Genomic DNA, 23,993 nt, shown 5'->3' with positions numbered 1-23,993 from the left:
ACCGTGTGAAGCGCTTCGACAGCGCGTTCCGCCGCTGCGACATGCATCGGAAACTCGACCCTAGACGCAGGCCGATCCGGTGTCCAGAGCGATGTCGAAGCGCTTCGACTCGATGACTTGGTGTGTCGGCTACGGCTCCAGCCGCGCCACGCGCCCCTTCTCCCCCGATGCCCAGCAGCCGAAGTCGGCCGTGCAGTCGACGGTGTCGTACGAGCCTGTGTCGACGGTGCGCCAGGTGCGGCCGCCGTCCACCGTCAGGTCGGTGCCGGTCGGGCCGACGGCCAGCGCGACCGTGCGGCTGTGCGGCAGCCAGGCGACGCCCGAGCGGTAGGCGGGCGGCGGGGTCGCGGACTGCCGCCAGCTCCGGCCCCCGTCGCCGGTCACCGCGCCGGCCTGCGGGGACGGCTGGTCCGCCCGGTAGTCGCCGCCGACCGCGAGTCCATGGTGACGGTCGCGGAAGGCGAGCCCGAAGACACCGCGCGCCGGGTCGCCGGCCGGGATCGTCGACTCGGAGGCCGTCCAGTGGAGGCCGCGGTCCGAGGAGTGCAGGACGCGGCCGGTCGCACCGCCGCCGGTCGCCAGCCAGACGTCACTCGGGCCCGAACTCACCAGGCACTGACCGCTCGCGGCGAATCCCGCCTCGCCCGGCAGCGCGGCCGGCATCCCCGTGCTGGGCAGCACCTTCCACTTCCGGCCGCCGTCCGAAGTCGACAGGATGCGGTACTTGCCGTCCACCGGGTCGCTCATCGCCAGACCGTGGCGGGAATCGAAGAAGGTGATGCAGTCGTAGAACGCCTTGGCATCCGTATTGCGGAAGGACTCCGTCCAGGTCGCCCCGCCGTCCTCGGTACGCAGCACACGCGACGCCTCGCCCTCGCCGATCGCCAGGACCACCGCGCGCCGCGCGTCGAAGGCCTCGACGTCCCTGAACTCCAGCGCCTCGGCGGCCGCTCCCGGCGGCGAGACGTCCTTCCAGCTCCGACCGCCGTCGGTGGTGCGCAGCACCGTGCCCTTGGATCCGGCGACCCAGGCGGTGGCGCGGCTGACCGCCGACAGACCGCGGAAGCGTGCGTCGGTGCCGGTGACCTTGAGCTGCCAGCCGGGCAGCTGCCCAGCCGCCTGCCCGCTGCCCGCCGGTTCCGCGGCCGCCTGCACGGGTGCTGCCAGGGCGGCGACAAGCGCCGCACCACCCGCTCCCAGCGTCATCGTCCGAATCGTCCGGCTCATGCGTCCCGTGTTCCCCATGCCCCTCATGGCGCTGGAAGCTAGCCCACCCGCAAGGGCCCGTCCAGAGCGCCTCGAAGAGTGATGGAGGTCACGGGATGCTCCGGTGCACGGATCGGCCCGTTCCGACGTCTCCCCTTGTGCCGCCCCCGCGCACCGAGCCATCAGGAGGGATCAGGACAGATGCCTGCGGACACCGTCGTCGAACAAGCCGTCCGGGCCCGGATGATCGCATCCGCCCCCAGGATGGAGACGGTCCCTGCCACGCTGCGCTATGCGCGCCGGGACCCCTTCGCCGTGCAGATGGCCTTCCCCGCGTCCGCCACGCTCGCGGGCACCGCGGTCTGCTGGACCTTCTCGCGCGAGCTGCTCGAAGCGGGCGTCCGGGCACCGGCCGGTCTCGGCGACGTACGGATCCGCCCGTACGGCGACGACCGCACCGTGCTGGAGTTCCATGCCGGTGAAGGCGTCGCGATGGTGCACCTGAGCACCCCCGAACTGCGCCGTTTCCTGGGCCGGGCCGAGTCGCTGGTCCCCCGCGGATGCGAGCATCTGCATCTCGACCTCGACCAGGACGTGGCCCGACTCCTGCGCGACGCCCACTAGTTCACGACCCCGCTGTGCCGCCGCCCGTACTGGCCGCGGTGATCGCGACGGTCATCGCGGTGCGTACCTCTCTGATCACCTTCTTCAGCTCGGGCGCCGTCGCACCGCTGCGCTCCGTGAGCTCCTCGATCCGTGCCCGGTGCTGCCTGCGCTCCTTGCCGGAGGCGAAGGTGCGCAGTTCACCCGCCGCGGCCAGGGCCACCAGAGCGGCATCGCGGTCGGAGACGTCCTCGGCCGGTTCCTCGCCGAGCAGCACGTACCGCGCGTCCTTGCGGAGCTCCTGGACATCGTCCGGCCGCCGGAGCTCGTACGAGGTGGACGGGAAGATCCCCAGCTTCCGGCTGGTCCTGGTGGCCAGATGGCCGGAGTCGACCAGCTGGGCGCGGACCGCGTCCAGAGTGAGCTTGCGGTGGTGGCCCACCCAGGTCTTCCAGGTGCGGGGCCTCGATTCGCCGATCAGTTCCAGCAGACCGTCGAGCGCCGCGTCGCCTGCCTGGGCGTCGTCGACGGGTTTGGCGGCCCCGTCGGCGTCGACGAGCAGTCCGCGCTGGACGAGTTCGGTGAGGGCGCCGGCCCGGACCAGATAGTCGAGGTACAGCGTGCCGGTGAGCTTGTCCTTGTCGGTGTCCCAGGCCAGCAGATAGAGCTGGGCGGCCAGGGAGAGCGAGTCTTGGGGCACGGCGGGGCTCCTCGGTGCGGCTGCACGGCTGTCAGATCCACTAGTTCCTCGCCGCCGCCGCGGGTAAGCCCCCTTTTTCGGTTGCATGCCTCACGGACGGGGGCGTAGATTCTTTGGTGGCCCTGTTGTCGTCGATCGGAGTGGACGTTGCGTTACTGAGGTCTTGAGACACCGTGCCGTGCAGTGATGACCCCTGCGCGCACCGCGTGTGACCTCGGTATTCGAGCCGTCCTCCGGACCAGGGCCTTTTTGTTGCCCTGACGGTGTCTCCACCCGTTGCCCCTTGATCACTGCCAGCAACCGGAGACCGTATGTCCTTTCCCACCACCCATGTTTCTGCCGCCGCACTCTCCTTCTCCTGGCCGGACGGCACCCCCGTCTTCGACGGCTTCCAGCTGGCCGTCGGTCCCGGCAGGACAGGCCTCGTCGGCGTCAACGGGTCGGGGAAATCAACCCTGTTGAAGCTGATCGCCGGAGAGCTCGCCCCCTCGTCGGGGAGCGTGAAGGTCTCCGGGGAGATCGGCTACCTCCCGCAGAACCTGGTGCTCGACACCGGCCTGCGAGTGGACCAGGCACTCGGCATCGATGTCACGCGCGCCGCCCTGCACGCCATCGAGGCGGGCGACGCGAGCGAGGAGAACTTCACCGCGGTCGGCGACGACTGGGACGTCGAGGAGCGGGCGATCGCCGTCCTCGGCCAGCTCGGGCTCGGCTCCATCGGCCTCGACCGGACCATCGGCGAGGTGTCGGGCGGCGAGTCGGTGCTGCTGCGGCTGGCCGCCCTGCTGCTGCGCCGTCCTGACGTACTGCTCCTCGACGAGCCCACCAACAACCTCGACCTGGAGGCCAGGAAGCGGCTGTACGCGACCGTGGAGTCCTGGTCCGGGGTGATGGTCGTGGTCAGTCACGACCGTGAACTCCTGGAGCGGGTCGACCAGATCGCCGATCTGCGCGACGGGGAGGTCCGCTGGTTCGGCGGGACGTTCTCCCAGTACGAGGAGGCCCTGGCGGTCGAGCAGGAGGCCGCCGAGCGCATGGTGCGGGCCGCCGAGTCCGACGTACGACGGCAGAAGCGCGAGGTGGCCGAGTCGCAGACCCGTCAGGCCCGGCGCGACCGTTCCGGGCGCAAGCTCGCAGCGAGCGGCAGCCACGGCAAGGCACTGACCGACGCCATGCGCAGATCGGCTCAGGAGACGGCGGGCCGCATGAAGAACCTGCACGAGGACCGGCTCGACGACGCCCGCAAACGGCTCGACGAGGCGGAGGATGCCGTACGCACCGACGACGAGATCCGCATCGAGCTGCCGCACACCAAGGTGCATCCGGGGCGGACCGTACTGACGCTGCGCGATCTCGAACTCCCTTACGGGAACGGCCTGGACGGCGAGCTGACCGTGCACGGTCCCGAGCGGATCGCGCTCGTCGGGCGCAACGGGTCGGGCAAGACGACGCTGCTGCGGACGATCGCGGGACGGCTGGATCCGGTCGCGGGCGAGGCGAAGGTACATGTCCCGATGCGCTTCCTTCCGCAGCGGCTCGATGTACTGGACGACAGCTTGAGCGTCGTGGACAACGTGGCGCGCAACGCACCCGATGCGCCGCACCAGTTGATCAGGGCGCGGCTGGCCCGCTTCCTCTTCAGGGGCGACCGGGCGCATCAGCCGGCCGGGACGCTCTCGGGCGGCGAACGCTTCCGTGCCGCGCTGGCCGCGCTGCTGCTGGCGGATCCCGCTCCGCAGTTGCTGATGCTCGACGAGCCGACCAACAACCTGGATCTGGCGAGCGTGCGGCAGCTGACGGCGGCGCTGGAGGGGTACGAGGGGGCGCTGATCGTGGCCAGCCACGACATGCCGTTCCTGGAGGCGATCGGGATCACCCGGTGGATCGATCTGAGCGAGGGGGCGAAGGAGAGGGCCTCCGAGGAGTCAAGGGTGGAGTAACGCCCAGGACTTGGTGCCGCCCTCCGGGGTGAGCGCGGGGGTCAGCCCCCAGTCGCCGCCGTGCTCGTCGACCGCCGCAGCCAGCAGCCACATGCTGCGACTGCGGCGGTCGCGGCATTTCTCGGCGCCCTGCGGGGTGGCATGGACGGGGTGCTGGTCGTAGAGCACGATCCGCAGGGCGTCGAAGTGCCATCGCACCCTCAGCATCATTTCGCGGTCCGGGGTGAACCGGTAGGCGCCCGCGACCAGTTCGGACGCGGCCAGCGCAGCGGTCTCGACGAGGTCGGTGAGGCCGTGCTGGGTGAGCAGGGTGCGCATCGCACCGCGGGCAAGACGGGCACAGTACGCACCGCCCGGAAGCGCCAGGGAGTAGCTGAGATTGTCCGCCACCGGCGAGACAGGAGGTCCGGCCGGAGTGACGGCCGGGAGGCAACGCAGGACGCCCATGTTCGTGCGGCTCCAGGTTCAGTGACGTGTGGGGGCTCTCACACCCGGACAACGGTCGCCCCGTGTGAGACTTGCGCTACCGACCGTAGCGCACGACCGGAGCACAGTGCTACTACTTGTGTCATTCCGGCCATCCGACCGGCCACTCACCGTCGAGAAGGGGGACGCAGTGCCGCCCCGCAGCACCCCGACCGCCCGCCAGCAGCGCCTCGGGAACGAACTGCGCAAACTGCGCGAACAGTCGGGCATGTCGGCCCAGCAGGCCGCCGCCCTCCTGGGCGTCGACCGCACGCGCATCCCCAACATCGAATCGGGCCGCTTCGGGATAAGCGCCGAGCGCGTCCGCACCCTCGCCTTCAACTACGGCTGCCCGGACACCGGTCTGGTCGATCTGCTCGCGGCGATGGCCCAGGAACGCGACCGCGGCTGGTGGGAGGAGCATCGCGGACTGCTGCCCCCCGGACTCCTCGACATCGCGGAACTCGAGTACCACGCAGCCGAGTTGCACACAGCCGTCACCACGCACATCCCCGGGCTGCTGCAGACGGTGGACCACGCACGGGCCGTCTTCGACACCGCCGATCCTCCGCTGCCCGGACCCGATCTGGCCGCGCGCGTCGCCCTGCGACTGAGCCGCCAGGCGGTCCTGGAGCGCGACGCACCGCCGCTGTACGAGGCGGTGATCCACGAGGCGGCGCTGCGGATGCAGTTCGGCGGGCCCAAAGTCGCCCGGGAACAGCTGGAGTTCATCCTGGAGCAGTCGCAGCGGGACACCATCACGGTCCGGGTGATCCCCTTCACGGCGGGCGGATTCCCGGGCGCGGGCCAGTCGTTCACCTATGTCGGTGCGGCGGTGCCGCAGCTCGACACCGTGCAGCTGGACTCCTCGCACGGCTCGATGCTCCTCGACGCCGACATGCAACTGCGCCGCTACCGGGGCCTGTTGGAGCGGCTGCGCGCACTGGCACTGCCCGAGAGCGCCTCGCGGGACTTCATCACTGCCATCGCCCGGGATCTGTGATCCATGGGATCCGTGGAGGGACACACCATGACCGACATCTCCTGGGACGACGCCTTCTGCAGCGAGGGGGCGAACTGCTTCCGCTTCGGCGTCGACGGCGAGGGCAAGGCGTACATCGGCACGACGGAGACCGGTGAGTACGTGGCCGACTCGATGGAGGCGCTGCGGGCCCTGATCTCCGCGGTGAAGGCGGGGGCGGCCGACCACCTCCTCTGACCCGCCGTAAATCCGGACAGAAGGTGTCCGGTATCCCATTTAGCGTCGATGACATGACAGCGAACATCGTGATCACGGGCGCACGCGAGAACAATCTCCGTGACGTCTCCCTCACCGTCCCCAAGGGGAAGATCACCGTCTTCACCGGGGTGTCCGGATCCGGCAAGTCGTCCATCGTCTTCGACACGATCGCCGTCGAGTCACAGCGCCAGCTGAACGAGACGTTCAGCTGGTTCATCAGAAACCGGCTGCCGAAGTACGAGCGCCCGCACGTCGACGGGATCGACGACCTCTCGGTGGCGATCATCGTCGACCAGAAGCCGCTCGGCGGCAATGTGCGCTCGACGGTCGGCACGATGACCGACATCTGGTCGGTGATCCGGGTCCTCTTCTCCCGGCACGGCACGCCGAGCGCGGGGGCCGCGACCGCGTACTCCTTCAACGACCCCAGCGGGATGTGCACGAGCTGCGACGGGGTCGGCCGGACCGTACACCTCGATCTCTCCAAGGCGGTCGACTGGACAAAGTCCCTCAACGGGGGCGCTCTGCGGCTGCCCGGCCTCTCGGTGGGCAGCTGGCAGTGGAGGCTGTACGCCAACTCCGGGCTGTTCGACAACGACAAGCCGCTCGGCGAGTACAGCGAGGCGGAGCGCCGGACCCTGCTGCACGGCAGCGGTGTGAAGGTCGGCATCGAGATCAAGTCGCAGACCGTGCCCGTCTCCTTCGAGGGCCTGGTGGACCGCTTCACCCGGCTGTATCTCAAGCGCGACGTGGAGGTGCTGTCCGAGAAGCGGCGGGCGGAGACGGAGCGTTTCACCCGCCAGGGCATCTGCGGGGACTGTCATGGCGCGCGCCTCAACGAGGCGGCGCTGGCCACCCGTATCGACGGGCTCTCGATCGCCGACTACGGGCGCATGGAACTGACCGACCTGGCGGAGGTGCTGTCCCGGATCGACGACCCGGTGGCCACGCCGGTCGCCGCCGCCGCGCGCGAACGCGTCGAGCGGCTGATCGGGGTCGGGCTCGGCTATCTCTCCCTCGACCGGGAGACGACGACGCTCTCGGGCGGCGAGGGGCAGCGCCTCAAGATGGTGCGCCACCTGGGCAGTTCACTCACGGGGCTGACGTTCGTCTTCGACGAGCCGAGCGTCGGACTGCACCCGCGCGACGTCGGCCGGCTCAACGATCTGCTGCTGCGGCTGCGCGACCGGGGCAACACGGTCCTCGTGGTCGAGCACGACCCCGACGTGATGGCGGTCGCCGACCACATCGTCGACATGGGCCCGAAGGCGGGCGCCGAGGGCGGCAGGGTCGTGTACGAGGGGCCGGCCGCCGCCCTGCGGGACGCCGACACCCTCACCGGCCGCTGCCTGCGCCGCCGCACCCCGCCGAAGGAGGACTTCCGCTCCCCCACCGGGTGGCTGCCGGTGACCGGTGCGGACCTGCACAACCTCAAGGGTCTGGACGTACGGTTCCCGGCGGGCGTCCTGTGCGCGGTCACCGGGGTCGCGGGATCGGGCAAGTCCACGCTGGTGTCCGAGGTGTTCACGGCCGCGTACCCGGAGACGGTGGTGATCGACCAGGGCGCGATCGGCGCCTCGTCACGGTCCACCCCGGCGACGTACCTCGGGATCATGGACACGGTCCGCAGGCTCTTCGCCCGGGAGAACGATGTCGATCCCGGGCTGTTCAGCTTCAACTCGCGGGGTGCGTGCGCGGAATGCTCGGGGCGCGGGCAGATCTGCACCGATCTGGCGTTCATGGATCCGGTGACGACGACGTGTCATGTGTGCGAGGGGCGGCGCTTCCGCGACGAGGTCCTGGAGCACCGCCTCGGAGGCAAGTCCATCGTGGACGTACTGGATCTGACGGCTGCTCAGGCCCTCGACTTCTTCGACGATCCGTCGCTGCGGCGCAGGCTGCAGACGCTGAACGAGGTCGGGCTCACGTATCTGACCCTGGGGCAGCCGGTCAGTTCGCTCTCCGGAGGTGAGCGGCAGCGCATCAAGCTCGCCACGCAGCTGCACCGGACGGGCAGCGTGTACGTACTGGACGAGCCGACGACCGGGCTGCACATGGCGGACGTGGACACTCTGGTCGCCCTGCTCGACCGGCTGGTCGACGCGGGCAACACGGTGATCTGCGTCGAGCACAACATGGACGTGGTGAAGCGGGCGGACTGGGTCGTCGACCTCGGCCCCGACGGCGGCAGGAACGGCGGCGAGCTGATCTTCGAGGGAACGCCCGAGCAGCTGCTCGACCATCACAAATCGTTCACCGCGGAGTATCTGCGACGGGATCTCGGACGGGACCAGTGGGACGCAGGGGACTCAAGGGGGGTATTCCGCTGGGCGGGGGCGCCGGGTCATGATGGGCGCCCGCGCCCCAGCGACCTGGAGAATCCTCGGTGCCCAGCAGAAAAGCCCTGATCCGCCGACCCAGCCCGCGCCTCTCCGAGGGCCTGGTCACGCACATCGAGCGCACGCCCGTCGACTACGCCCTGGCGCTCGAGCAGTGGGGGCGGTACGCGGAGGCGCTGCGCAAGCACGGCTGGGAGACGGTGGAGGCGGAGCCGGCCGAGGACTGCCCGGACGGGGTCTTCGTCGAGGACACCGTCGTCATGTTCCGCAACGTCGCTCTGATCGCGCGCTCGGGGGCCGAATCGCGCCGCGAGGAGACAGCCGCGGTCGAGCAGGCGCTCGGCGTGCTCGGCTGCTCGCTGAACTGGGTGTGGGAGCCGGGCACGCTGGACGGGGGCGACGTACTGAAAATCGGGGACACGCTCTACGTAGGGCGCGGGGGCCGTACCAACGCCGCCGGGATCCAGCAGCTGCGGGCGGTTTTCGAGCCGCTCGGGGCGCGCGTGGTGGCCGTACCGATCGCCAAGGTCCTGCATCTGAAGTCGGCGGTCACCGCGCTCCCCGACGGGACGGTCATCGGGTACGAACCGCTGGTGGACGCCCCTTCGATCTTCCCGCGCTTCCTGCCGGTGCCGGAGGAGGCCGGGGCGCACGTGGTGCTGCTCGGCGGTGGAAAGCTGCTGATGGCGAGCAGCGCGCCGAAGTCGGCCGAACTCTTCGCCGATCTTGGTTACGAACCGGTTCTGGTGGACATCAGCGAGTACGAGAAGCTCGAAGGCTGCGTGACCTGCCTCTCCGTACGGCTCCGCGAGCTGTACACATAACGGTACGTATCGGGACATCTCAAAAGTGGGGGTTGGCGCAGGCTTACTGCCGCCTTAACCTACGGATACGTAACCTACGAACCCGTAGGTACTACTCCCGTCCCCCCAGGAGCACCCGTGACGATCACCTCTCCCCACCTCGGCAGTTCGGAAGCGTGGAGTGACGCCCGACTGCTGTATGCGCTGGAGGAGGTGGTGGAGAAGGAACTCAACCGCCATCTCAAGGTCACCAAGGACTGGATGCCGCACGAGTACGTGCCGTGGGGCGACGCCCGGAACTTCCCCGGCTTCTTCGAGGACGGGGTCGCCTGGGAGCCCGAGCAGTCCAAGGTCAGCAGCATCGGCAAGATCGCACTCGTGGTGAACCTCCTCACCGAGGACAACCTCCCCAGCTACCACCACGAGATCGCCACCCTCTTCGGCCGTGACGGCGCCTGGGGCACCTGGGTGCACCGCTGGACCGCCGAGGAGAACCGCCACGGCATCGTGATGCGCGACTACCTCCTCGCCTCGCGCGCCGTCGACCCGGACGAGCTCGAGCGCTTCCGGATGACGCACATGAGCGCGGGTTACGAGTCGTCCAACAACCACTCCATGCTGCACACGGTCGCCTACGTCGCCTTCCAGGAGCTGGCCACCCGCGTCTCGCACCGCAACACGGGCCACCACTCGGGCGACCCGGTCTGCGACCGCATGCTGGCGCGCATCGCGACCGACGAGAACCTGCACATGGTCTTCTACCGCAACCTCATGGGTGCGGCCTTCGAGCTCGCCCCGGACCTGATGATGCAGGCCGTGCGCGACGTCGTCGTCGACTTCCAGATGCCCGGTAGCGGCATGCCCGGCTTCGAGCGTTCCGCCGCGCAGATGGCGATCGGCGAGATCTACAACATGCGCATCCACCACGACGACGTCATCTCGCCGATCCTGCGCTTCCTCAAGATCCTTTCGATCGACGGGCTCGGCCCGGAGGGTCTCAAGGCGCAGGAGGAGCTGGGTCTGTACATGGACGGCCTCAACTCCGAGGCGAGCAAGTTCGACGAGAAGCTCGCGGCCCGCAAGGCGCGGGTGGCCGCGCGCGCCGCTTCCGCGTAGGCACGGACTGTGAACGCGCGCCCCGGGGCAGGAAGCCCCCGGGGCGCGCGCCTGCGTCAGGAGGTCGGCACCTCGGGCGCGAGCGAGTTGCCCGCGGGGATACGGCCGCAGTCGGACGGGGCCGTCTTGCCGGCAAACCGGTCGTTGAGCCAGCTCAGTGCGGTCGGGATCCACGGCACGGCGGTGCCGACATGGCTGAGCAGGTCGTACTGCTCGTACTTGACCGCAGTGCCGCCCTTCGCGCAGTACTGCCGGGCCAGTGCGCGCACATCGCCGGCGACCATGACCCCGTCGCCCCTCCCGATGCCCGGGAGGTTGCTGAGGGTTCCCTCGAAGACTCCCCCGCCTCCCTGCGCGATGTAGCCGGGGATGCCGGGGGTGGGGGCCGAGCCGAGGTTGAGCTTGTTGACCGCCTCGACGAAGGGCGCCACCGAGTTCGGGTCGGCGTACTGCGGCTTCACCATCTTCTTCCACGTCAGCCCCGGGTACTGGCCCAGGGCGTTGACGATCGACCCGTACTGGAGCTTCTTGAACACCTCGGCGCCGTAGCTGTTGAGGTAGGGCGTGAAGTCGATGTCGTACGCGCGCGCGGCCCCGATGACGGCCATGGGGGCGACGCCGGCCCAGATGGAACTGCCGCTGATGTACTTGAGGTTGTGCGCCGGGTCGACGAGCAGCCCCCCTTCGGCGTAGCCCACCAGTCTCCTGTTGACGTCCGGCGCGTAGCGGGGCGCGAGCGCGGCCGCCCAGTGGGTGGCGATGGCTCCGCCGGAGTAACCGGCCAGACCGACACGGGTGTTGGCGTTCAGGCCCGTCTCCGGGGACTGGCTCGCGGCGCGGATCGAGTCCAGCGTGGAGGTTCCGTACTCCGGTCCGGCCGCGAAGTCGGCGGTCTGCCCCTCGGTGTCCGGGATGACGACGTTGTAGCCCGCGAGGAGCATCGGGACCAGGAGGAGCGACTCGATGTTCGGGATCGCGCCCCCGAGGGTGAGATCGCCCGCGATCGCCCGGGACGGCGCGTCCTCGGGGTTGAGGGAGTCGTAGAACGACTGGTACGACACGGCCTTGCTGCCGCCGCCATTGGGGCTGCGCACGATCGAGGTCACACCGGCGGACGGCCGGCCCTGGGCATCGACCGTGCGGTACAGCAGCTGGATCGCCTTGACCGGCGTCGGGATGCCGACGAAGTGGTACTGCAGCGTCCGCGTCTTCAGCACGTCGCCCGGTGCGTACGAGGACAGGGGCTTGCTGCCGTCGTAGGTGTAGAACGAGTCGGCCGCCGAGGCTGTCGCGTGGGCGGAGGGCGCCGCCGCAGCCGTCGCCGCAGGAACGGCTGCGGTGACGGCCAGAACGGTGACGACTGCGGTGGCCAGCTTCCCAATGGCAGTGCGCTGCATGGTTCCCTCGGATTCGGCTCATGGATCACGGGGAGGACAGATGCCTGTTACCTAGCGGTAACAGCGACGCAAGTTACCAGGGGGTACAGCTGGTTGACCATAGTTCTAACAAGACCTCTGTTACCGGCGGTTCACACCTGAGCCCACTGGGCGGTGGGGGCGTCGAGGAGTTCAACGATCCGGTCGGCGTCCGGCAGCGGGCCGTGGTCGCCGGTCACCCTGAGCGCGGCGCCCGCCGTGAGGTGACCCAGGCGCAGGGCTCGTACGGGTTCCTCGCCGCGGATGAGCCCGGCGAGGAACCCGGCCGCGAAAGCGTCGCCGGCTCCGACCGGTTCGACGACGTCGACCTTCGGCGCGGGCTCGGTGTGAACTCCCCTTCCCACAAAGGCAGTTGCTTCCCGACCACCGTCCTTGACCACCAGGATGCGCGGGCCCGGCAGCAGCGACCGTACGTCGGAAGCGTCCGAAAGATCGCTACCCCACAGCGCCTGCGCCTCGTCCAGACCGACGAAGGTGATGTCCGCGCGGTTCGCCAGATCGTGGAGTACGGCGGCGGCCGTCTCCGCGTCGCTCCACAGCGCGGGCCGGTAGTTGACGTCGAGGCTGACGGGGCACGGGCGTGCTGCGGGTGCCGGCCGGAGCAGCGCGGTGACCAGGGCCAGGCAGTCCGGCGAGAGCGCCGGGGTGATGCCGCTGAGATGCACGAGCCCGGCGGTGCGCACCGCCTCGTCGTCGAGGAGGTCGGGTCCCAGGGCGGAGGCGGCGGAGCCCTTGCGGTAGTAGTGGACCCTGGTTCCTTCGGGGCCGGGATTCTTCACGAGGAGCCCGGTAGGACGGTGCGGATCGGTGCGTACGCCTGTGATGTCGACGCCGAACGCGGCCACTTCGGCGCGGATCCGCCGGCCGAACGGGTCGTCGCCGAGGGCGGACACCCACCGTACGGGCACCCCGTGGTCCGCCAGGTACACCGCCACATTGGACTCTGCGCCGGCGATACGGACACTGAGCTGGTCGGCGCCTTCGAGCGGAGCCACGGGGTCCGGCACGAGTGCGGCCATGGTCTCGCCGATGCAGGTGACCGGCGCATGGGCACAGGCGACAGGCGCGGCGCCTGTCATCGGACCGCCTCCACGGTCCGTACGGCGTCGGCGAACGCCCGGGCCCGGGTGCGCAGGGCGTCGATGCTGCCGCCGTCCGCGGCGTCACCGATCAGCGGCGACCCCGCGCCGACGGCGAGTGCGCCCTGGGCGAGATAGGTGCGGGCCACCTCGGTGTCCACTCCCCCTACGGGCACGAACGGCACGTTCGGGAACGGGCCGCGCAGGGCCCGCAGATAGGCGGGGCCACCGGCGTGCTCCGCCGGGAAAAGCTTGAGCACGTCGGCGCCGAGCTCCTGGGCAGCGACGATGTCGGTGGGGGTCATCACCCCGGCGAGGACGGGGAGTTGGAGCCGCTTGGCCTCCGATATCCCCGCGCAGACGGCCGGCGTGACGACGAAGTCGGCGCCCGCCTCATGGACCGCCTGCGCGTCCTCTGCGGTCAGTACGGTGCCGGCGCCGAGCGGGGCGTCGGGGCCGAGGGCCGCCCGGGCCCGGCGGATGACGTCGACGGCGTCCTTGCCGCTGAGCGAGACCTCGATGAGCGGAATGCCCTCCTCTGCGAGGGCGAGTACGGTCCTGAGGCTTGCGTCCGCGTCGTCGCCGCGCACGATGGCGACGATCCGGTGGGTACGCAGTTGGGTCAGCAGATCCACGTGCGGGGTCCCTGTTCGGTCGGGGGTGTTGTCACGTCGATTGTGCTATTGCGCTCAAGGGGAGCCGCCACCGGATGGTGGATCAAGCCTCCTAGTACGCCCCTTCGTACGCCGTCACCTCGGCCAGCGCCGCGTCCCGTACGTCCGCCACCGGGTGCCGGCGCAGCGCCCTCAACTGCTCGCGCCACGGGGCGGCCCAGTCCGTACGGGACCCTCCGGCCTCGACGATCGCCGAGGCGAACAGCCCCTGCGCAGGGCCGCCGTGACCGGCCAGCGTGCGGGCCACGGTCTCCAGGACCGCGAGGTCACCGCCCTTGTTGTCCCCGGCGTCACATCGACCCGCGAGGCTCGCCGCGGTACGGGCGGCGAGCGCCGGGCGGCCCTCGGTGACGGCGGCGAGCCGGTCGAGGGAGGCCTGCAGCTCCTGCGCGCCCGCCCCGAGATCGAGGTGGGCCACCAGGAGTTCGGCGCTCTGTGCCGCGTACTCCTCGTGCCCGGCGAGCAGTTCGGAGGCGGCCAGCGCGGCCGGACGCACCGCTTCGGCATCCGCGTAGGCGGAGGCGTTCAGCCGCATCACCAGGTGGGTGATCCGCTGCCTGGCCGGCCGGTCACGCCGCTCTTCCGCGTCCGGTACGTCGCCCGCCGCTGCCAGCGCTCCCAGCGCCTGCGCGACCCCGCGCCCGCCCTCGGCGGAAGCTGCTGCGGCGACGACGAGGCCCTCCACCGCGAACCGCCAGGTGCGGCGCCTGTCCAGGTCGGCCGCCGCTGCCGCGAGGACTTCGGGGGCGTCGGGCGACCAGGGGGCCCAGCGGGCGAGTGCCGTGTAGGCGACGGCCGCGGTCTCCTCGTCGTCGGTGTCGCAGACATCCCTGACCAGCCGCGCGTACCTCTCCCGGTACGGTGCCGCCAGCTCCAGCGGCAGGACGCGAAGGACGGCGGTCCGCAGGACGGGGAGGCCGCCCGCCGCGTCGCGCAGCATCGCCCAGACCCGGTCGTCGACCAGCAGTCCGCCCGCGAACGCGACGCAGGCGGCCCGCACATCGCGGTGGGTGTCCGGCTGCCCGTACGCCTCCGTGATCAGCTCGGCGGCCTGTACGACGGGGAGCCGGGCCGCGGCGAGCCTGGCGGCCTCCTTGCGGCTGGTCACCTTGGCGGTCGGGGAGAGCAGCACGTCGCGCAGCAGCCCGGCCAGCCGGGAGGGCGCCACGCGTCGGGAGACGGACGTGGCCGCGTACACGGCGACGCGGGCCCGGTCCGTGCCGGTGTGCGTGAGCAGTTCGGGCAGGGCCTCGTCGGGCCGGTCGGTGCGGGCGAGTGCGGCGAGGGCCGCCTCCGCGAGGACGACTTCGCTCGATCCCGTCCAGCGCCGTACGAATTCCGCGCCGGTGCCGGGGAGCAGCGCGCCCTGGGTGATGGCCGCCGTACGGGTGTAGAGCGGCAGCCCGGCGTCGGAGGCGGACTTCGCCAACTGGCGTGCGGCGGCCTGCTGCTGACGGGGCGTCCACACCCGTACGTACCGGCCGACCGGCGCGGTCCAGGTGGTGCCCTTGGTGAGGAAGCGCCCGTACGGCGGGGTCTCCCCCAGCACTGTGTCGAGCAGATCGGTGCGGCTGACGGCGAGGATGCCGTAGACGCTCGGCAGCACCGCGGCCGACGGCTCCTGCGCGAGGACGCGCGCCACCCGCTCGTCGCGTGTCGGGCGCGGCTCCAGCCAGAGGTCCAGTGCGCTGCGTACGGTCGCGGCACTTCCGTAACGGACAGCCTGCCAGAGGAGTTCCTGCAGCTCGGCCATGGCCTCCGCACGGCGTCCGACGGCGCGGGCGAGCGCGAGGACGAGGCTGAAGTCGGCCTTCTCCGCACCCGCCTCGATCCAGGGGCGCAGCGCCTCGAACACCTGGTGCTCCTGACCGCGCCGCAGCGTGAGGTCGAGCTGCCCGAGGTCGGCTCCCCCGGTGTTCCCGGAGATCCGGACCAGGGTCCGCAGCGCCCAGTTGACCAGCTCGCGCTGTCCGCCCGCCGCGTGCTCGCGCAGCACGGAGAGTGCCAGATCGCTGAGGTTGCGGCGGGTGGCGGAGGAGGAGTCGCGCGCTTCGACCGCGTCGACGGCGATCCGGTCGAGGTGGGGTTCGGCGTCGGCCGTGAAGAGGGCGCCGCGGGTGGCTGCCAATGCGTGCAGGGCGGCCGATCGTACGGGGTCCTGTTCGTTGCGCAGGCGCGCCATCTCTTCGAGTACGGAGGTGACGGCCGCGGGGTCCCCTGCGCGCGCCGCGTTGCGGACGAGCAGCGGCCAGGCCAGCGCGCGGTCGTCGGCGGCGGGGCGCCGGGTGGCTGCGACGAGGCGGTCCCGTACGTCGGCGACGGGCAGGAACGACTCGGCGAACAGGACCGTGTGCCATTGCGCGCCCTGTTCGCGGGCGGAGTCCGCCATCCGGCGCGCCTCCTCGGCGACGCCACTGCGGGGCAGCGCGGCCAGGAGGTCCTCGTCGACCGCGGCAGCCCCGGCGCCCCGGTCGGCGACGGCGGCCCGGTAGAACGCGAGCCGCTCCGAGGGCGGCAGGGCCAGCAGGAGCGGGGCGAGGTCGCCGGAGTCGGCCGCCTGACGTCCGTACGCGGCCACTTCGCCGGCCCCTGACCGCATCAGTCGGACGCGGACGGACCGGGTGAGCGCACTGCTCCGGCGGAGGGCGTGTCCGCCGTTCCCGAGCAGCAGACGGAGGACCCGACCCGGGTCGACGGCGGCGAACTCCCCCAGGCGATCGTGCAGTTGATACGGCAGCACCTCGGGTCCGAACCGCTCCACAAGATCGAGAACCCGCGCAGGCTCGGCCCGCACCGCTGCCCCGACGGCCCTGGCGTACCGCGCCCACCAGGAGCCGCGCATCGCCTCGGGGAGTGCGGCGAGCTCCTGCCCGGCAACATCGAGGAGTACCCCCGGATGCCGCTTGCCCAGGGCAGTCCACCCCTGCACGGAGTGGAAGAGCCCGGGCAGCAGCCGTACGACGACGTCCTCCGAACACCCGGCGAGCAGCCTCCCTGCCTCCGCATCACCCCAGTCGGCCCGCACGCGCTCGACGAGCCGGTCGGCGAGCGCGGTGCGCCGCCCGCCCACGACCACCGCCAGGATCTGCCGGCGCGTCTCCTCGGGCGCGTCGTCGAGCGCCGCCTCGAAGGCTTCGTCGGGCACACCGAGAGACCCCGCAACCCGCAGCGCCTGCCCGCGCACCACCGGATCCGGATCGGCGAGGTGCTCGGCGATCCATGCGGCGTCCCGCCCTGCGGCGGCGGCGACGGCCGCGAGATGCCGCTCGTAGGGTCCGCGCCCGTACAGCTCGGTGACCAGGGGGCGCACCTCATTCGAGGCCATCTCCCTTACATGCGCCACGAGTTCACGCATACGGCGCGGGTACGGGAGCGGGTCCAGTGCACTCAGCAAGCGGTCTGCTTCGGACTGCGGGGTGCGATTCATGGTGCGATTGTGCCTGCCGTGCGGCGGTGCACCACGGAGATTTTCCAGTAGGTCCGTCCGCCGGCGATCCGGCATCATGCCCGCATGCATGTCAACAGCGTCACAGCAGCAGCGGCGATCGGCTTTCTGCTCGATCTGGCCGAACCCGGGGATTCCCGGACGGCACAGCAGCGGATCGCATATCAGGAGCCGCCGGCCGAGGGCCTGTTGCGGCGCTGGGGCCAGACCGGCATCTCACGGTCCGTGCTGCTGTGGGTTCTTGAGGAGGACGATCCGGAGCTGAACGCCCGGGTGTGGCGACACCCGTCGGCCGACGACTCCATGCGCCGCGCGATTCTCCGGGGCACCGCCCATGGTCCCGGGGAGGGCCCGGTGCGGCTCTCCCCGTCGCTGGACGGGATGCCGGAGCCGCCCGTTCCGCCAGAGTTGGAGCACCTCGGTCCCCTCGAAGCGCTGCGCGGCGCGCGCTCGATGGGAACCGCCAGAGCGGCCGCTTCGCTGGTCGCCGGGCACGCCGACTGGCAGGACGTCATAGTGGCGGACCGGCAGGAGCCTCTGCCCGGCTATGCGCGCTGGGCGCTCTCCATACGGGCGGACTGCCCCAAGTCCCTGCGCGCCCAGTTCGGTTCGCACCGCAAGTTCGACCACCGGCTGGAGCAGGCGCGCATCGTCGGCAGTCCGGCGGAGTACGCGCTCGACTGGACACCCGCAGCGCATGTGCTGGAGGTCCTGTTCCTCGGCCGGACCCTTTTCCCCCACCGCGTCGGCGAGGCGGCGGACGCCCTGCGCCCTCTCGTACGGGAACATCTCGGCGACCGCCCGGAGGCATGGGCCGTACTGGCGCAGCTGATCGATACGTACCGCGGCACCCCGTCGGAACTCCTGGCGACTGCAGGCGCCATCGCCTGAGAGTGAAGTGAGGGGGCGAGGCGGCTGGATTCGAACCAGCGTGATCCGGATCTGGAGTCCGACGCGACTGCCCCTGCGCTACGGCCCCGCCCTTGCCGCAGAGCGTAATCCTTTGGCCGGGTGTCAGTGGCGCCTGGTACCAATGAGATCCGGTGGGGAGCGGGCACGGGGGGCGGGGAGCATGACGTACGGAGAGCGGCGGGCGCACCGTCCTGTGGTGAATCTTGCCGACCGGCAGGCCGTCGAGCGCTACCGGCCGGCGGATCCTGCCACGGTCGAAGAGGCCCGGCGGCTGAAGGAAGCCGCGCTGCTCGACTTCGGGCTCACGGAATCGGCTGTCGCCTCCTGGCTGTTCGCCAAATGCCATCACCAGATCCCGACCACCGCCGTGGACACGGCGGCTGTGGTCGCCTCGGGTGACGGCTCGTGCCTGCTGCTCTACAACCCCGAATTCTTCGTACGGCTCGGTCTTGACGGCGTGAAGTTCGTACTGTTCCACGAGGCGCGTCATCTGGTGCAGCGGCACCTCTTCGTGGAGACCGAGCTGCGCGCCGACCCGGTATTCGACCTGGCGGCGGAGGTCTCGATCAACCATGTGGCACTCGTGCGGCTCGGCAGGACCGGTCTGCCGCTGCTCGACGGGCACCCTACCGGGATCAGCCCGCGCGAGATCCATGACGCGTACAACCGCGACCTCACGGAACAGGGGCTGGAGCCGGTCGGCTATGCGGAGTTCGTCCTCACCGACCAGTCGGTGTACGGCGAGCTGAAGCGCATGCAGAACCCTCCCGTGCCCGCGCCTCACCTCTGCGTGCATCTCGCTCTCGGCACAGTGCCCGCCGACCAGGAGACGGTGGACTCCGTCGTCTCTTCGGTGCTGCTCAACACGCTCCTGGCCGCGCGCCGCGGGCATGGGGGCGCCGAGGGGGAACTGCTCGACCTGATGGGCCGTACCGAGGGGGCATCGGCGCGAGCGGCGAAGCTCTGGGGGCAGCTGGGTGCGGGTGCGCTGCGGGGCGAGACGTCTCGTACCGGCAGGATCGACTGGTGGCAGCGCTGGCTGGTCGATGTGCTCGGCTCCAAGCTCCGTGCGGGCGAGCGGCTCGTGTATCCGAAGAAGCGCGGTGCGCTGCTGGCCGCGCTCGGCCAGGATCCGATGCTGTCGCGGACCGGTCCGGTGCGGGACAAGGTCCTCGTCATCGCCTACGACACCTCGGGATCCATGCCGCAGCATGTCGTGCACTGGCTCACTGAGCTGGTTGGCCGCATCGACGGCGTGGAGGCCCACTGGCTCTCCTTCGACGGCGTCGTGATGCCGTTCGCTCCGGGCGAGCGCGTCTATGGAGGGGGCGGGACAAGCTTCCAGGCCGTCGCCGACTACGTGGAAGGGCGTACGGAGGTCCGGGGAAGACGCTTCGAGGAGCGTCCGGACGCGGTGGTGATGCTCACCGACGGATACGCACCGCACATCACGCCCGCAGATCCCGACCGGTGGATCTGGCTGATCACCGAGGGCGGCGACGACTGGCCCGAAACCCATTCGCCCGCGATGGACTGCCATCGCGTCACCACAGGATCACGATGACCACCACCGCAGGCCCCGTCCGCAGCTGGCGCCCCAGCGCCACCTATCCGAGCCCTCCGGCGGCCGGCCGCACGGCCTCCCTCCACCTGGAGTCGTTCATCGACGCCATGATCGAGATGGGGCAGACCGGCCAGATCTTCGGAGAGCACGGGATAGGCAAGACGGCGACGTTCTTCTCGCACGTCGCCGAAGCCCACCCGGGCACTGCCCTGGTCTATGTGCCCGCCGCCAACCTGACCCCGGACGACCTGCTGATCAACGCACCGGTCCGGGATGCCCGCTCGGGCGAACTGGTCCTGCGCCAGCTGGTGATGAGCCAGCTCAAGCCGGGCACCCCCTTTGTCCTGCTGATCGACGACTCACTGCAGGCCGGCGACACCATCCAGTCGCAGCTGATGCAGATCGCCTGCAACTGGACCCTCGGCGAGCACGATCTGCGGGCGCTCGGCTGCATCGGCGTGTTCCTCACCGACAACGAGTCGCTCGCCGAGACGTCGGCACGGCGCAGCGACCTCGCCCTGCTCGACCGCATGGTCACGCTGCGGATCACCGCGAACGACACCGCTTGGCGGCTCCACCTCGCGGCCAAGTACCGCGACTGGGACCTGAGCGGAGTGTTCTCCCTCTGGGCGTCCCTCTCCCCCGCCTTGCGCGAACTCCTCTCCCCTCGCACCCTGGACCACCTCCTCGCCAACGCACGGGAGGGCTTTCCGCTGCGGTGGGGGCTGCCCCTGGTCGGCGGCGAGCGGCTGCGTCTGGTGGAGGCGCGCGGCGACGGCAGTCCCGGTGCCGACCGTACGGCGGAGGTCCTGGACCGCATCGCCACCTCGCTCGGGGTGCCCAACCCGGCGAGCATCCCCGATCCCGTACGGCAGGTGGTGAGGGCCTCGCTGCGCAACCGGTGGACCGTGCTGCTGCAAGGGCCGCCGGGGTGCGGAAAGACCGAGCTCGTCCGGGAGACGGTCCGGGAGGCGCTCGGGCGCGAGCCGCTGTACTTCTCGCTGCCGGTGACCAATGTCGAGGACCTGTGCGCCCCGGTGCCGACCGCCGACGGGGCGCTGGAGAATCTGCTCGCGGTGCCGTTCACCGGTACCGAGCCGAAGGCCATCGTCTGGGACGAGTACAACCGGCCCAAGGACAAGGCGGCGTTCGCCAAGCTCATGGAGATCACTCAGGAGTGGTCCCTCGCCGGGCGGCGCATCGCGAATCTGCGCGCGCAGATCGCCGTGCAGAATCCGCCGTACCACCTGGGGCGCAAGCTTCTGGTGTCACGCAACAACATCGCCCAGGCGAGCCGGTTCACGGCTTCGCTGACGGTGGAGCCGGAGGACATACCGGCGAACGAGTGGCTGATCGCGCAGTACGGTGCGGACGCCGAGACCGTCCTGGAGTGGTGGAAGCACGACATCGACAACGACGGCCGGGCCTGGATCACCAAGCGCACCCTGGAGCGCCTCATCAAGCTGCACCGGCGTGGGCTGCCGCTGGAGATGGCGACGGTGTATCTGGGCGACGGCGAGTACGCTCCGGTACCCCTGACGGCTCTGATCGCGCGGTTCGAGGGCAAGCCGGTGACCGGGCTGCGTGAGCTGGCGCGCGGGATCGACCAGTGGGAGGCGCGGCTGCGTACCGCGGCGGAGAGCTCGACCGAGGGCGGCAACGACAGCGATCTGGTCCATCAGATCATCGCCAACGCCGAGTTGTCCCAGCTGAAGAAGCACCGCAAGGCGGTGGCACGGCTGGTGGCCCTGTTGCCGCCGAAGCTGCGCGCCACCTATCTGGTGGGGGCGTCCGACCAGCAGCAGCGCTTCTGGACGGACATCTTCATCAGCCTGCGACGGTGATCAGGCGTCTCCGTCGGGCGGGGTGCGGTGGACACTGCGTACGGCGGAGACGTCCGGCGGGACCGTGGGCGGCGGGACGTGCGCACTGTGCGCGTGCAGCCGGCGTTTGATGCTGGCCGCGATGGACTGGCCGAGGACGAACCGCGTGGCGGTCGTCGCGTGTCCCGCGGTGTCGAGGAGTTTGTGGGCCCCGCGGCTGCGCATACCCGTGTGCGTGAGGACGAGATGGGTGAGCCGGTGCTCGGCCGCCGCCAACGCCGAGGCCATCGCCGTGGCGGCCTCGGTGTCGACCCGGTTGTCGGCCGCGCGCAGGACTCCGGCGGCGCGGACCCGACCGAGGTCGAGGAGTTCCACGCCGCTCGCCGTGGCCGCCGCGACCAGCGGAGCGACGGCACGCGGGCCGATGCCGTTGCTGGCGACGGCGAGCCGGGTGAGTCGCCCGTACGGTGCACGCCCCAGCGCCTCGGCGAGGAGCAGAGCTCCCGCGTCACCCAACTGGGCTGCGGATACGTACAGTTCACCGACGGCGCCTGCGGACACGACCTCCGCCAGGACCACCGCACCACTCACGCCCAGCGGATTGCCGCCGAGGAACAGCCGATCGATGCGCCGTCCCGAGTCGGCAGCTGCGAGCAGCGCGTCGGCGAGCACCATGAGCCCGGCCGGGTCGAGCCCCGTCTGGACGAGGTCGAGCGTCCGCAACGACCGCGCTGCGGCGATCAGTTCGGCGGCTGCGTGTCCGCCGCCCGTCCCCAGCGGATTGCGCTTGAGCCAGAGTCCGGTGACGACCTGGGGCGATGCCCGCAGCTGGTCGGCGATACGGCAGGCCCCTGCGGCCGTGACCCCGTTGCAGCCGAGGTAGAGCGTCTCCACCCCGGCCGCCCCGCTGGCCGCGACCGCACCCTCGTCGCCGAGACCGTCGGTGCCCAAGAGCAGATGCCGTACGGGAGAACGGACTTGGGAGAGTACGTCCGCGATCAGCGCCGCGCCCTCGGCGCCGAGCGCCTGCTTGCACAGATCGAGCCGCCCGTCGGGCAGCGCCGTCCCGGCAGTGAAGTCGATGCGCTCGCCTGCCGGACGGCCGCCGCGCAACCAGTCGAGCAACGGGGTGAGATCGGCAACGGGCCGCGGCGGAACCGGCGGTACTCCGGCAAAGGGCGGCTCGCTCACCATGCTGCCTCCTGGTAGTCCTTGAGGAAGACCCCGGACACCGGTGCGCCGGCCTCTCCGCGCACGATCGGGTCGTAGATCCGTGCGGCTCCGTCCACGATGTCCAGCGGCGTACGGAATCCGGCCCCCGCCATGCGGTCCTTCTTCGGCGCCGGGTTCTCGTCCGTGATCCAGCCGGTGTCGACGGCGCACATGTGGACGCCCTGGACGGCGAGTTCGGCGGCGCTGGTGCGGGTGAGCATGTTCAGGGCGGCCTTCGCCATATTGGTGTGCGGGTGCCCGGCCATCTTGTTCCGTACGGCAAACCGCCCCTCGACCGCCGTCACATTGACGACGTACTTCGACGGGCGGGGGGACGCGAGGAGCAGCGGAAGCAGCCGGTCGCAGAGGAGGGCGGGGGCCAGCGCGTTCACCAGCTGGGTCTCCAGCACTTCCGCCGGATCGAGCTCGCCGAGCCGCGCCGACCAGGAATTCGCCGGGGCCGGGTCGGGAAGCAACCCCGCCTCGTCGACGGCCGCTCCGAGTACCAATTCCAGCGCGCCCTGGTCCGCGGCAGCGACCAGTTCCCGCATCGGCCGGAATCCCGGCGCCCGCAGCGTCCGCCCGGGCAACTGGGGAGACTCGCCCGCCGCCAGCAGGGCGTAGGACTCGGGCGGTCGGCGGACCGTCTGCGCGGCGTTGTTGACCAGGATGTCGAGCGGTTTGCCCTCCTTGCGGAGTTCCTCGCACAGCCCCAGCACCTGGCGCGGGTCGCGCAGATCGACCGCGAGGACCGTCAGCCGCTCCAGCCACTGGTCGCTGCCCGGCACCTCGGCGAACCGTCTGACCGTGTCGTGCGGGAAACGGGAGGTCACCAGGAGTTCGGCGCCGTCGCGCAGCATCATCAGTGCCAGCTGGAAGCCGATTTTCACGCGCCCGCCGGTGAGCAGCACACGCCGCCCGCTGAGGTCGGTGGTGAGCGCCCGGCGGGATCGGTTGTCCGCGGCGCAGCCGGGACAGAGCCGGTGGTAGAAGGGGTCGACCTGCCGGTAGCCGACCTTGCAGACGTAGCAGGGGCGCGGCTTGTCGAACTCCCCGCCGGTCCCCGGCGCGATCAGCGGCGCATCCTCCCGGCGGCCCTCCGCACCCGTCGCGGTCGCCGCCATGACGGCCGCGTCGGCGGCCGAACGGTCCGCGCTGCGCGCCTTGCGGCGCCGCAGCCGGCCGTCGCGGGCGAAGGACGCCGCGACCTGCTCGGCGCGCAGCCTCGTCGGATCGTCGACGGGCAGGGCCCGCAGCCTGCCGACCATGCGGTCGAAGGCCGCGAGGTCCTCCCCCGTGACGCTCTCGCCCTCGCCCTCGCTCATCGTTCCCCGCCCCGTGCGTGCCTCATCTGTGGTCCCGGCCGGATTCGAACCGGCGTATCCGCCCTGAGAAGGCGGCGAGTCTGCCTCTGCTCTACAGGACCCGTCACATGC

Annotated in this window: 19 protein-coding genes and 2 tRNA genes; 10 read left to right on the top strand and 11 right to left on the bottom strand. The window is 70.7% G+C overall.

Annotated features, from left to right (window positions below):
• Positions 1-129 precede the first annotated feature (129 nt).
• Complete coding sequence (locus tag OG707_RS35820) at positions 130-1,206, bottom strand: WD40/YVTN/BNR-like repeat-containing protein (protein ID WP_329125913.1); 1,077 nt, start codon at positions 1,204-1,206, stop codon at positions 130-132.
• 201 nt (positions 1,207-1,407) lie between these two features.
• Here OG707_RS35820 and OG707_RS35815 point away from each other — a divergent pair, with 201 nt between their 5' ends.
• Positions 1,408-1,830: an SsgA family sporulation/cell division regulator gene (locus OG707_RS35815; RefSeq protein ID WP_329125910.1), complete on the top strand. Its 423-nt coding sequence runs from the start codon at positions 1,408-1,410 to the stop codon at positions 1,828-1,830.
• Between the two features lies 1 nt (position 1,831).
• Here the strand turns inward: OG707_RS35815 and OG707_RS35810 are convergent, their stop codons facing one another.
• A complete protein-coding gene (locus OG707_RS35810; RefSeq protein ID WP_329125909.1) occupies positions 1,832-2,509 on the bottom strand; it encodes a GOLPH3/VPS74 family protein in 678 nt (225 codons plus the stop codon).
• Between the two features lie 311 nt (positions 2,510-2,820).
• Between OG707_RS35810 and OG707_RS35805 the strand changes: the two genes are divergently transcribed.
• Positions 2,821-4,449: an ABC-F family ATP-binding cassette domain-containing protein gene (locus tag OG707_RS35805; protein WP_329125907.1), complete on the top strand. Its 1,629-nt coding sequence runs from the start codon at positions 2,821-2,823 to the stop codon at positions 4,447-4,449.
• Here OG707_RS35805 and OG707_RS35800 read toward each other — a convergent pair.
• Entirely contained in the window at positions 4,435-4,896 is a 462-nt protein-coding gene (locus OG707_RS35800; RefSeq protein ID WP_329125905.1) for an ATP-binding protein, read from the bottom strand. The two genes, OG707_RS35805 and OG707_RS35800, sit on opposite strands and share 15 nt — an antisense overlap.
• 169 nt (positions 4,897-5,065) lie before the next feature.
• Here OG707_RS35800 and OG707_RS35795 point away from each other — a divergent pair, with 169 nt between their 5' ends.
• The 5 genes from OG707_RS35795 to OG707_RS35775 all read left to right on the top strand — a co-directional run bounded on the left by OG707_RS35795 (position 5,066) and on the right by OG707_RS35775 (position 10,412).
• A complete protein-coding gene (locus OG707_RS35795) occupies positions 5,066-5,917 on the top strand; it encodes a helix-turn-helix domain-containing protein (RefSeq protein WP_329125903.1) in 852 nt (283 codons plus the stop codon).
• A 27-nt stretch (positions 5,918-5,944) separates the two neighbouring features.
• On the top strand, positions 5,945-6,133 hold the full coding sequence (locus OG707_RS35790) for a hypothetical protein (RefSeq protein ID WP_329125901.1): 189 nt from the start codon (positions 5,945-5,947) through the stop codon (positions 6,131-6,133).
• Positions 6,134-6,186: 53 nt separating this feature from the next.
• The gene (locus OG707_RS35785) at positions 6,187-8,562 is read left to right on the top strand and encodes an excinuclease ABC subunit UvrA (protein WP_329125899.1); all 2,376 of its coding nucleotides are present in this window, start codon (positions 6,187-6,189) and stop codon (positions 8,560-8,562) included.
• A complete protein-coding gene (ddaH, locus tag OG707_RS35780; RefSeq protein ID WP_329125897.1) occupies positions 8,541-9,317 on the top strand; it encodes a dimethylargininase in 777 nt (258 codons plus the stop codon). Before OG707_RS35785 ends, ddaH begins: the two co-directional genes overlap by 22 nt.
• 117 nt (positions 9,318-9,434) lie before the next feature.
• Entirely contained in the window at positions 9,435-10,412 is a 978-nt protein-coding gene (locus OG707_RS35775; RefSeq protein ID WP_329125895.1) for an acyl-ACP desaturase, read from the top strand.
• Between the two features lie 56 nt (positions 10,413-10,468).
• On the opposite strand, the gene OG707_RS35770 is transcribed toward OG707_RS35775, so the two are convergent.
• The 4 genes from OG707_RS35770 to OG707_RS35755 all read right to left on the bottom strand — a co-directional run bounded on the left by OG707_RS35770 (position 10,469) and on the right by OG707_RS35755 (position 17,028).
• Complete coding sequence (locus tag OG707_RS35770; RefSeq protein WP_329125893.1) at positions 10,469-11,809, bottom strand: lipase family protein; 1,341 nt, start codon at positions 11,807-11,809, stop codon at positions 10,469-10,471.
• Between the two features lie 131 nt (positions 11,810-11,940).
• Positions 11,941-12,927: a sugar kinase gene (locus tag OG707_RS35765; protein ID WP_329125892.1), complete on the bottom strand. Its 987-nt coding sequence runs from the start codon at positions 12,925-12,927 to the stop codon at positions 11,941-11,943.
• Entirely contained in the window at positions 12,924-13,562 is a 639-nt protein-coding gene (locus OG707_RS35760; protein ID WP_329125890.1) for a bifunctional 4-hydroxy-2-oxoglutarate aldolase/2-dehydro-3-deoxy-phosphogluconate aldolase, read from the bottom strand. The genes OG707_RS35765 and OG707_RS35760 overlap by 4 nt, the downstream gene beginning before the upstream one ends.
• A gap of 91 nt (positions 13,563-13,653) precedes the next feature.
• Entirely contained in the window at positions 13,654-17,028 is a 3,375-nt protein-coding gene (locus OG707_RS35755; protein ID WP_329125888.1) for a hypothetical protein, read from the bottom strand.
• An 84-nt stretch (positions 17,029-17,112) separates the two neighbouring features.
• On the opposite strand from OG707_RS35755, the gene OG707_RS35750 reads away from it, so the two are divergent.
• Entirely contained in the window at positions 17,113-17,937 is an 825-nt protein-coding gene (locus OG707_RS35750) for a hypothetical protein (protein WP_329125886.1), read from the top strand.
• A gap of 15 nt (positions 17,938-17,952) precedes the next feature.
• Here OG707_RS35750 and OG707_RS35745 read toward each other — a convergent pair.
• A tRNA-Trp gene (locus OG707_RS35745) sits at positions 17,953-18,026 on the bottom strand.
• A gap of 92 nt (positions 18,027-18,118) precedes the next feature.
• Between OG707_RS35745 and OG707_RS35740 the strand changes: the two genes are divergently transcribed.
• The gene (locus OG707_RS35740; protein ID WP_329125883.1) at positions 18,119-19,522 is read left to right on the top strand and encodes a DUF2201 family putative metallopeptidase; all 1,404 of its coding nucleotides are present in this window, start codon (positions 18,119-18,121) and stop codon (positions 19,520-19,522) included.
• Positions 19,519-21,366, top strand: coding sequence for an AAA family ATPase (locus OG707_RS35735; protein WP_329125881.1), 1,848 nt, complete (start codon positions 19,519-19,521; stop codon positions 21,364-21,366). Before OG707_RS35740 ends, OG707_RS35735 begins: the two co-directional genes overlap by 4 nt.
• Here the strand turns inward: OG707_RS35735 and OG707_RS35730 are convergent, their stop codons facing one another.
• The 3 genes from OG707_RS35730 to OG707_RS35720 form a co-directional block, all read right to left on the bottom strand.
• Positions 21,367-22,539 (bottom strand): ribonuclease inhibitor, encoded by a 1,173-nt coding sequence (locus OG707_RS35730; protein WP_329125880.1) that lies wholly within the window; start codon positions 22,537-22,539, stop codon positions 21,367-21,369.
• Positions 22,533-23,882 carry an SDR family oxidoreductase gene (locus OG707_RS35725; protein ID WP_329125878.1) on the bottom strand — a complete coding sequence of 450 codons (1,350 nt, stop codon included), beginning with the start codon at positions 23,880-23,882 and terminating at the stop codon, positions 22,533-22,535. The genes OG707_RS35730 and OG707_RS35725 overlap by 7 nt, the downstream gene beginning before the upstream one ends.
• Positions 23,883-23,911: 29 nt before the next feature.
• A tRNA-Glu gene (locus OG707_RS35720) sits at positions 23,912-23,983 on the bottom strand.
• Between the last annotated feature and the right edge of the window lie 10 nt (positions 23,984-23,993).

This window comes from Streptomyces sp. NBC_01465 (assembly GCF_036227325.1).
GTDB lineage: Bacteria > Actinomycetota > Actinomycetes > Streptomycetales > Streptomycetaceae > Streptomyces.
This window is presented reverse-complemented; position numbering and strand designations above follow the sequence as displayed.

What these genes read in the sequence shown, in the direction of transcription:
- OG707_RS35790 (WP_329125901.1), top strand. Translation starts at nt 5,945, where the DNA reads ATGACCGACATCTCCTGGGACGACGCCTTCTGCAGCGAGGGGGCGAAC.
- OG707_RS35725 (WP_329125878.1), bottom strand. Translation starts at nt 23,882, where the DNA reads ATGAGCGAGGGCGAGGGCGAGAGCGTCACGGGGGAGGACCTCGCGGCC.
- OG707_RS35805 (WP_329125907.1), top strand. Translation starts at nt 2,821, where the DNA reads ATGTCCTTTCCCACCACCCATGTTTCTGCCGCCGCACTCTCCTTCTCC.
- OG707_RS35730 (WP_329125880.1), bottom strand. Translation starts at nt 22,539, where the DNA reads ATGGTGAGCGAGCCGCCCTTTGCCGGAGTACCGCCGGTTCCGCCGCGG.
- OG707_RS35740 (WP_329125883.1), top strand. Translation starts at nt 18,119, where the DNA reads ATGACGTACGGAGAGCGGCGGGCGCACCGTCCTGTGGTGAATCTTGCC.
- OG707_RS35800 (WP_329125905.1), bottom strand. Translation starts at nt 4,896, where the DNA reads ATGGGCGTCCTGCGTTGCCTCCCGGCCGTCACTCCGGCCGGACCTCCT.
- OG707_RS35750 (WP_329125886.1), top strand. Translation starts at nt 17,113, where the DNA reads ATGCATGTCAACAGCGTCACAGCAGCAGCGGCGATCGGCTTTCTGCTC.
- OG707_RS35785 (WP_329125899.1), top strand. Translation starts at nt 6,187, where the DNA reads ATGACAGCGAACATCGTGATCACGGGCGCACGCGAGAACAATCTCCGT.
- OG707_RS35770 (WP_329125893.1), bottom strand. Translation starts at nt 11,809, where the DNA reads ATGCAGCGCACTGCCATTGGGAAGCTGGCCACCGCAGTCGTCACCGTT.
- OG707_RS35755 (WP_329125888.1), bottom strand. Translation starts at nt 17,028, where the DNA reads ATGAATCGCACCCCGCAGTCCGAAGCAGACCGCTTGCTGAGTGCACTG.
- OG707_RS35815 (WP_329125910.1), top strand. Translation starts at nt 1,408, where the DNA reads ATGCCTGCGGACACCGTCGTCGAACAAGCCGTCCGGGCCCGGATGATC.
- OG707_RS35820 (WP_329125913.1), bottom strand. Translation starts at nt 1,206, where the DNA reads ATGACGCTGGGAGCGGGTGGTGCGGCGCTTGTCGCCGCCCTGGCAGCA.
- OG707_RS35765 (WP_329125892.1), bottom strand. Translation starts at nt 12,927, where the DNA reads ATGACAGGCGCCGCGCCTGTCGCCTGTGCCCATGCGCCGGTCACCTGC.
- OG707_RS35735 (WP_329125881.1), top strand. Translation starts at nt 19,519, where the DNA reads ATGACCACCACCGCAGGCCCCGTCCGCAGCTGGCGCCCCAGCGCCACC.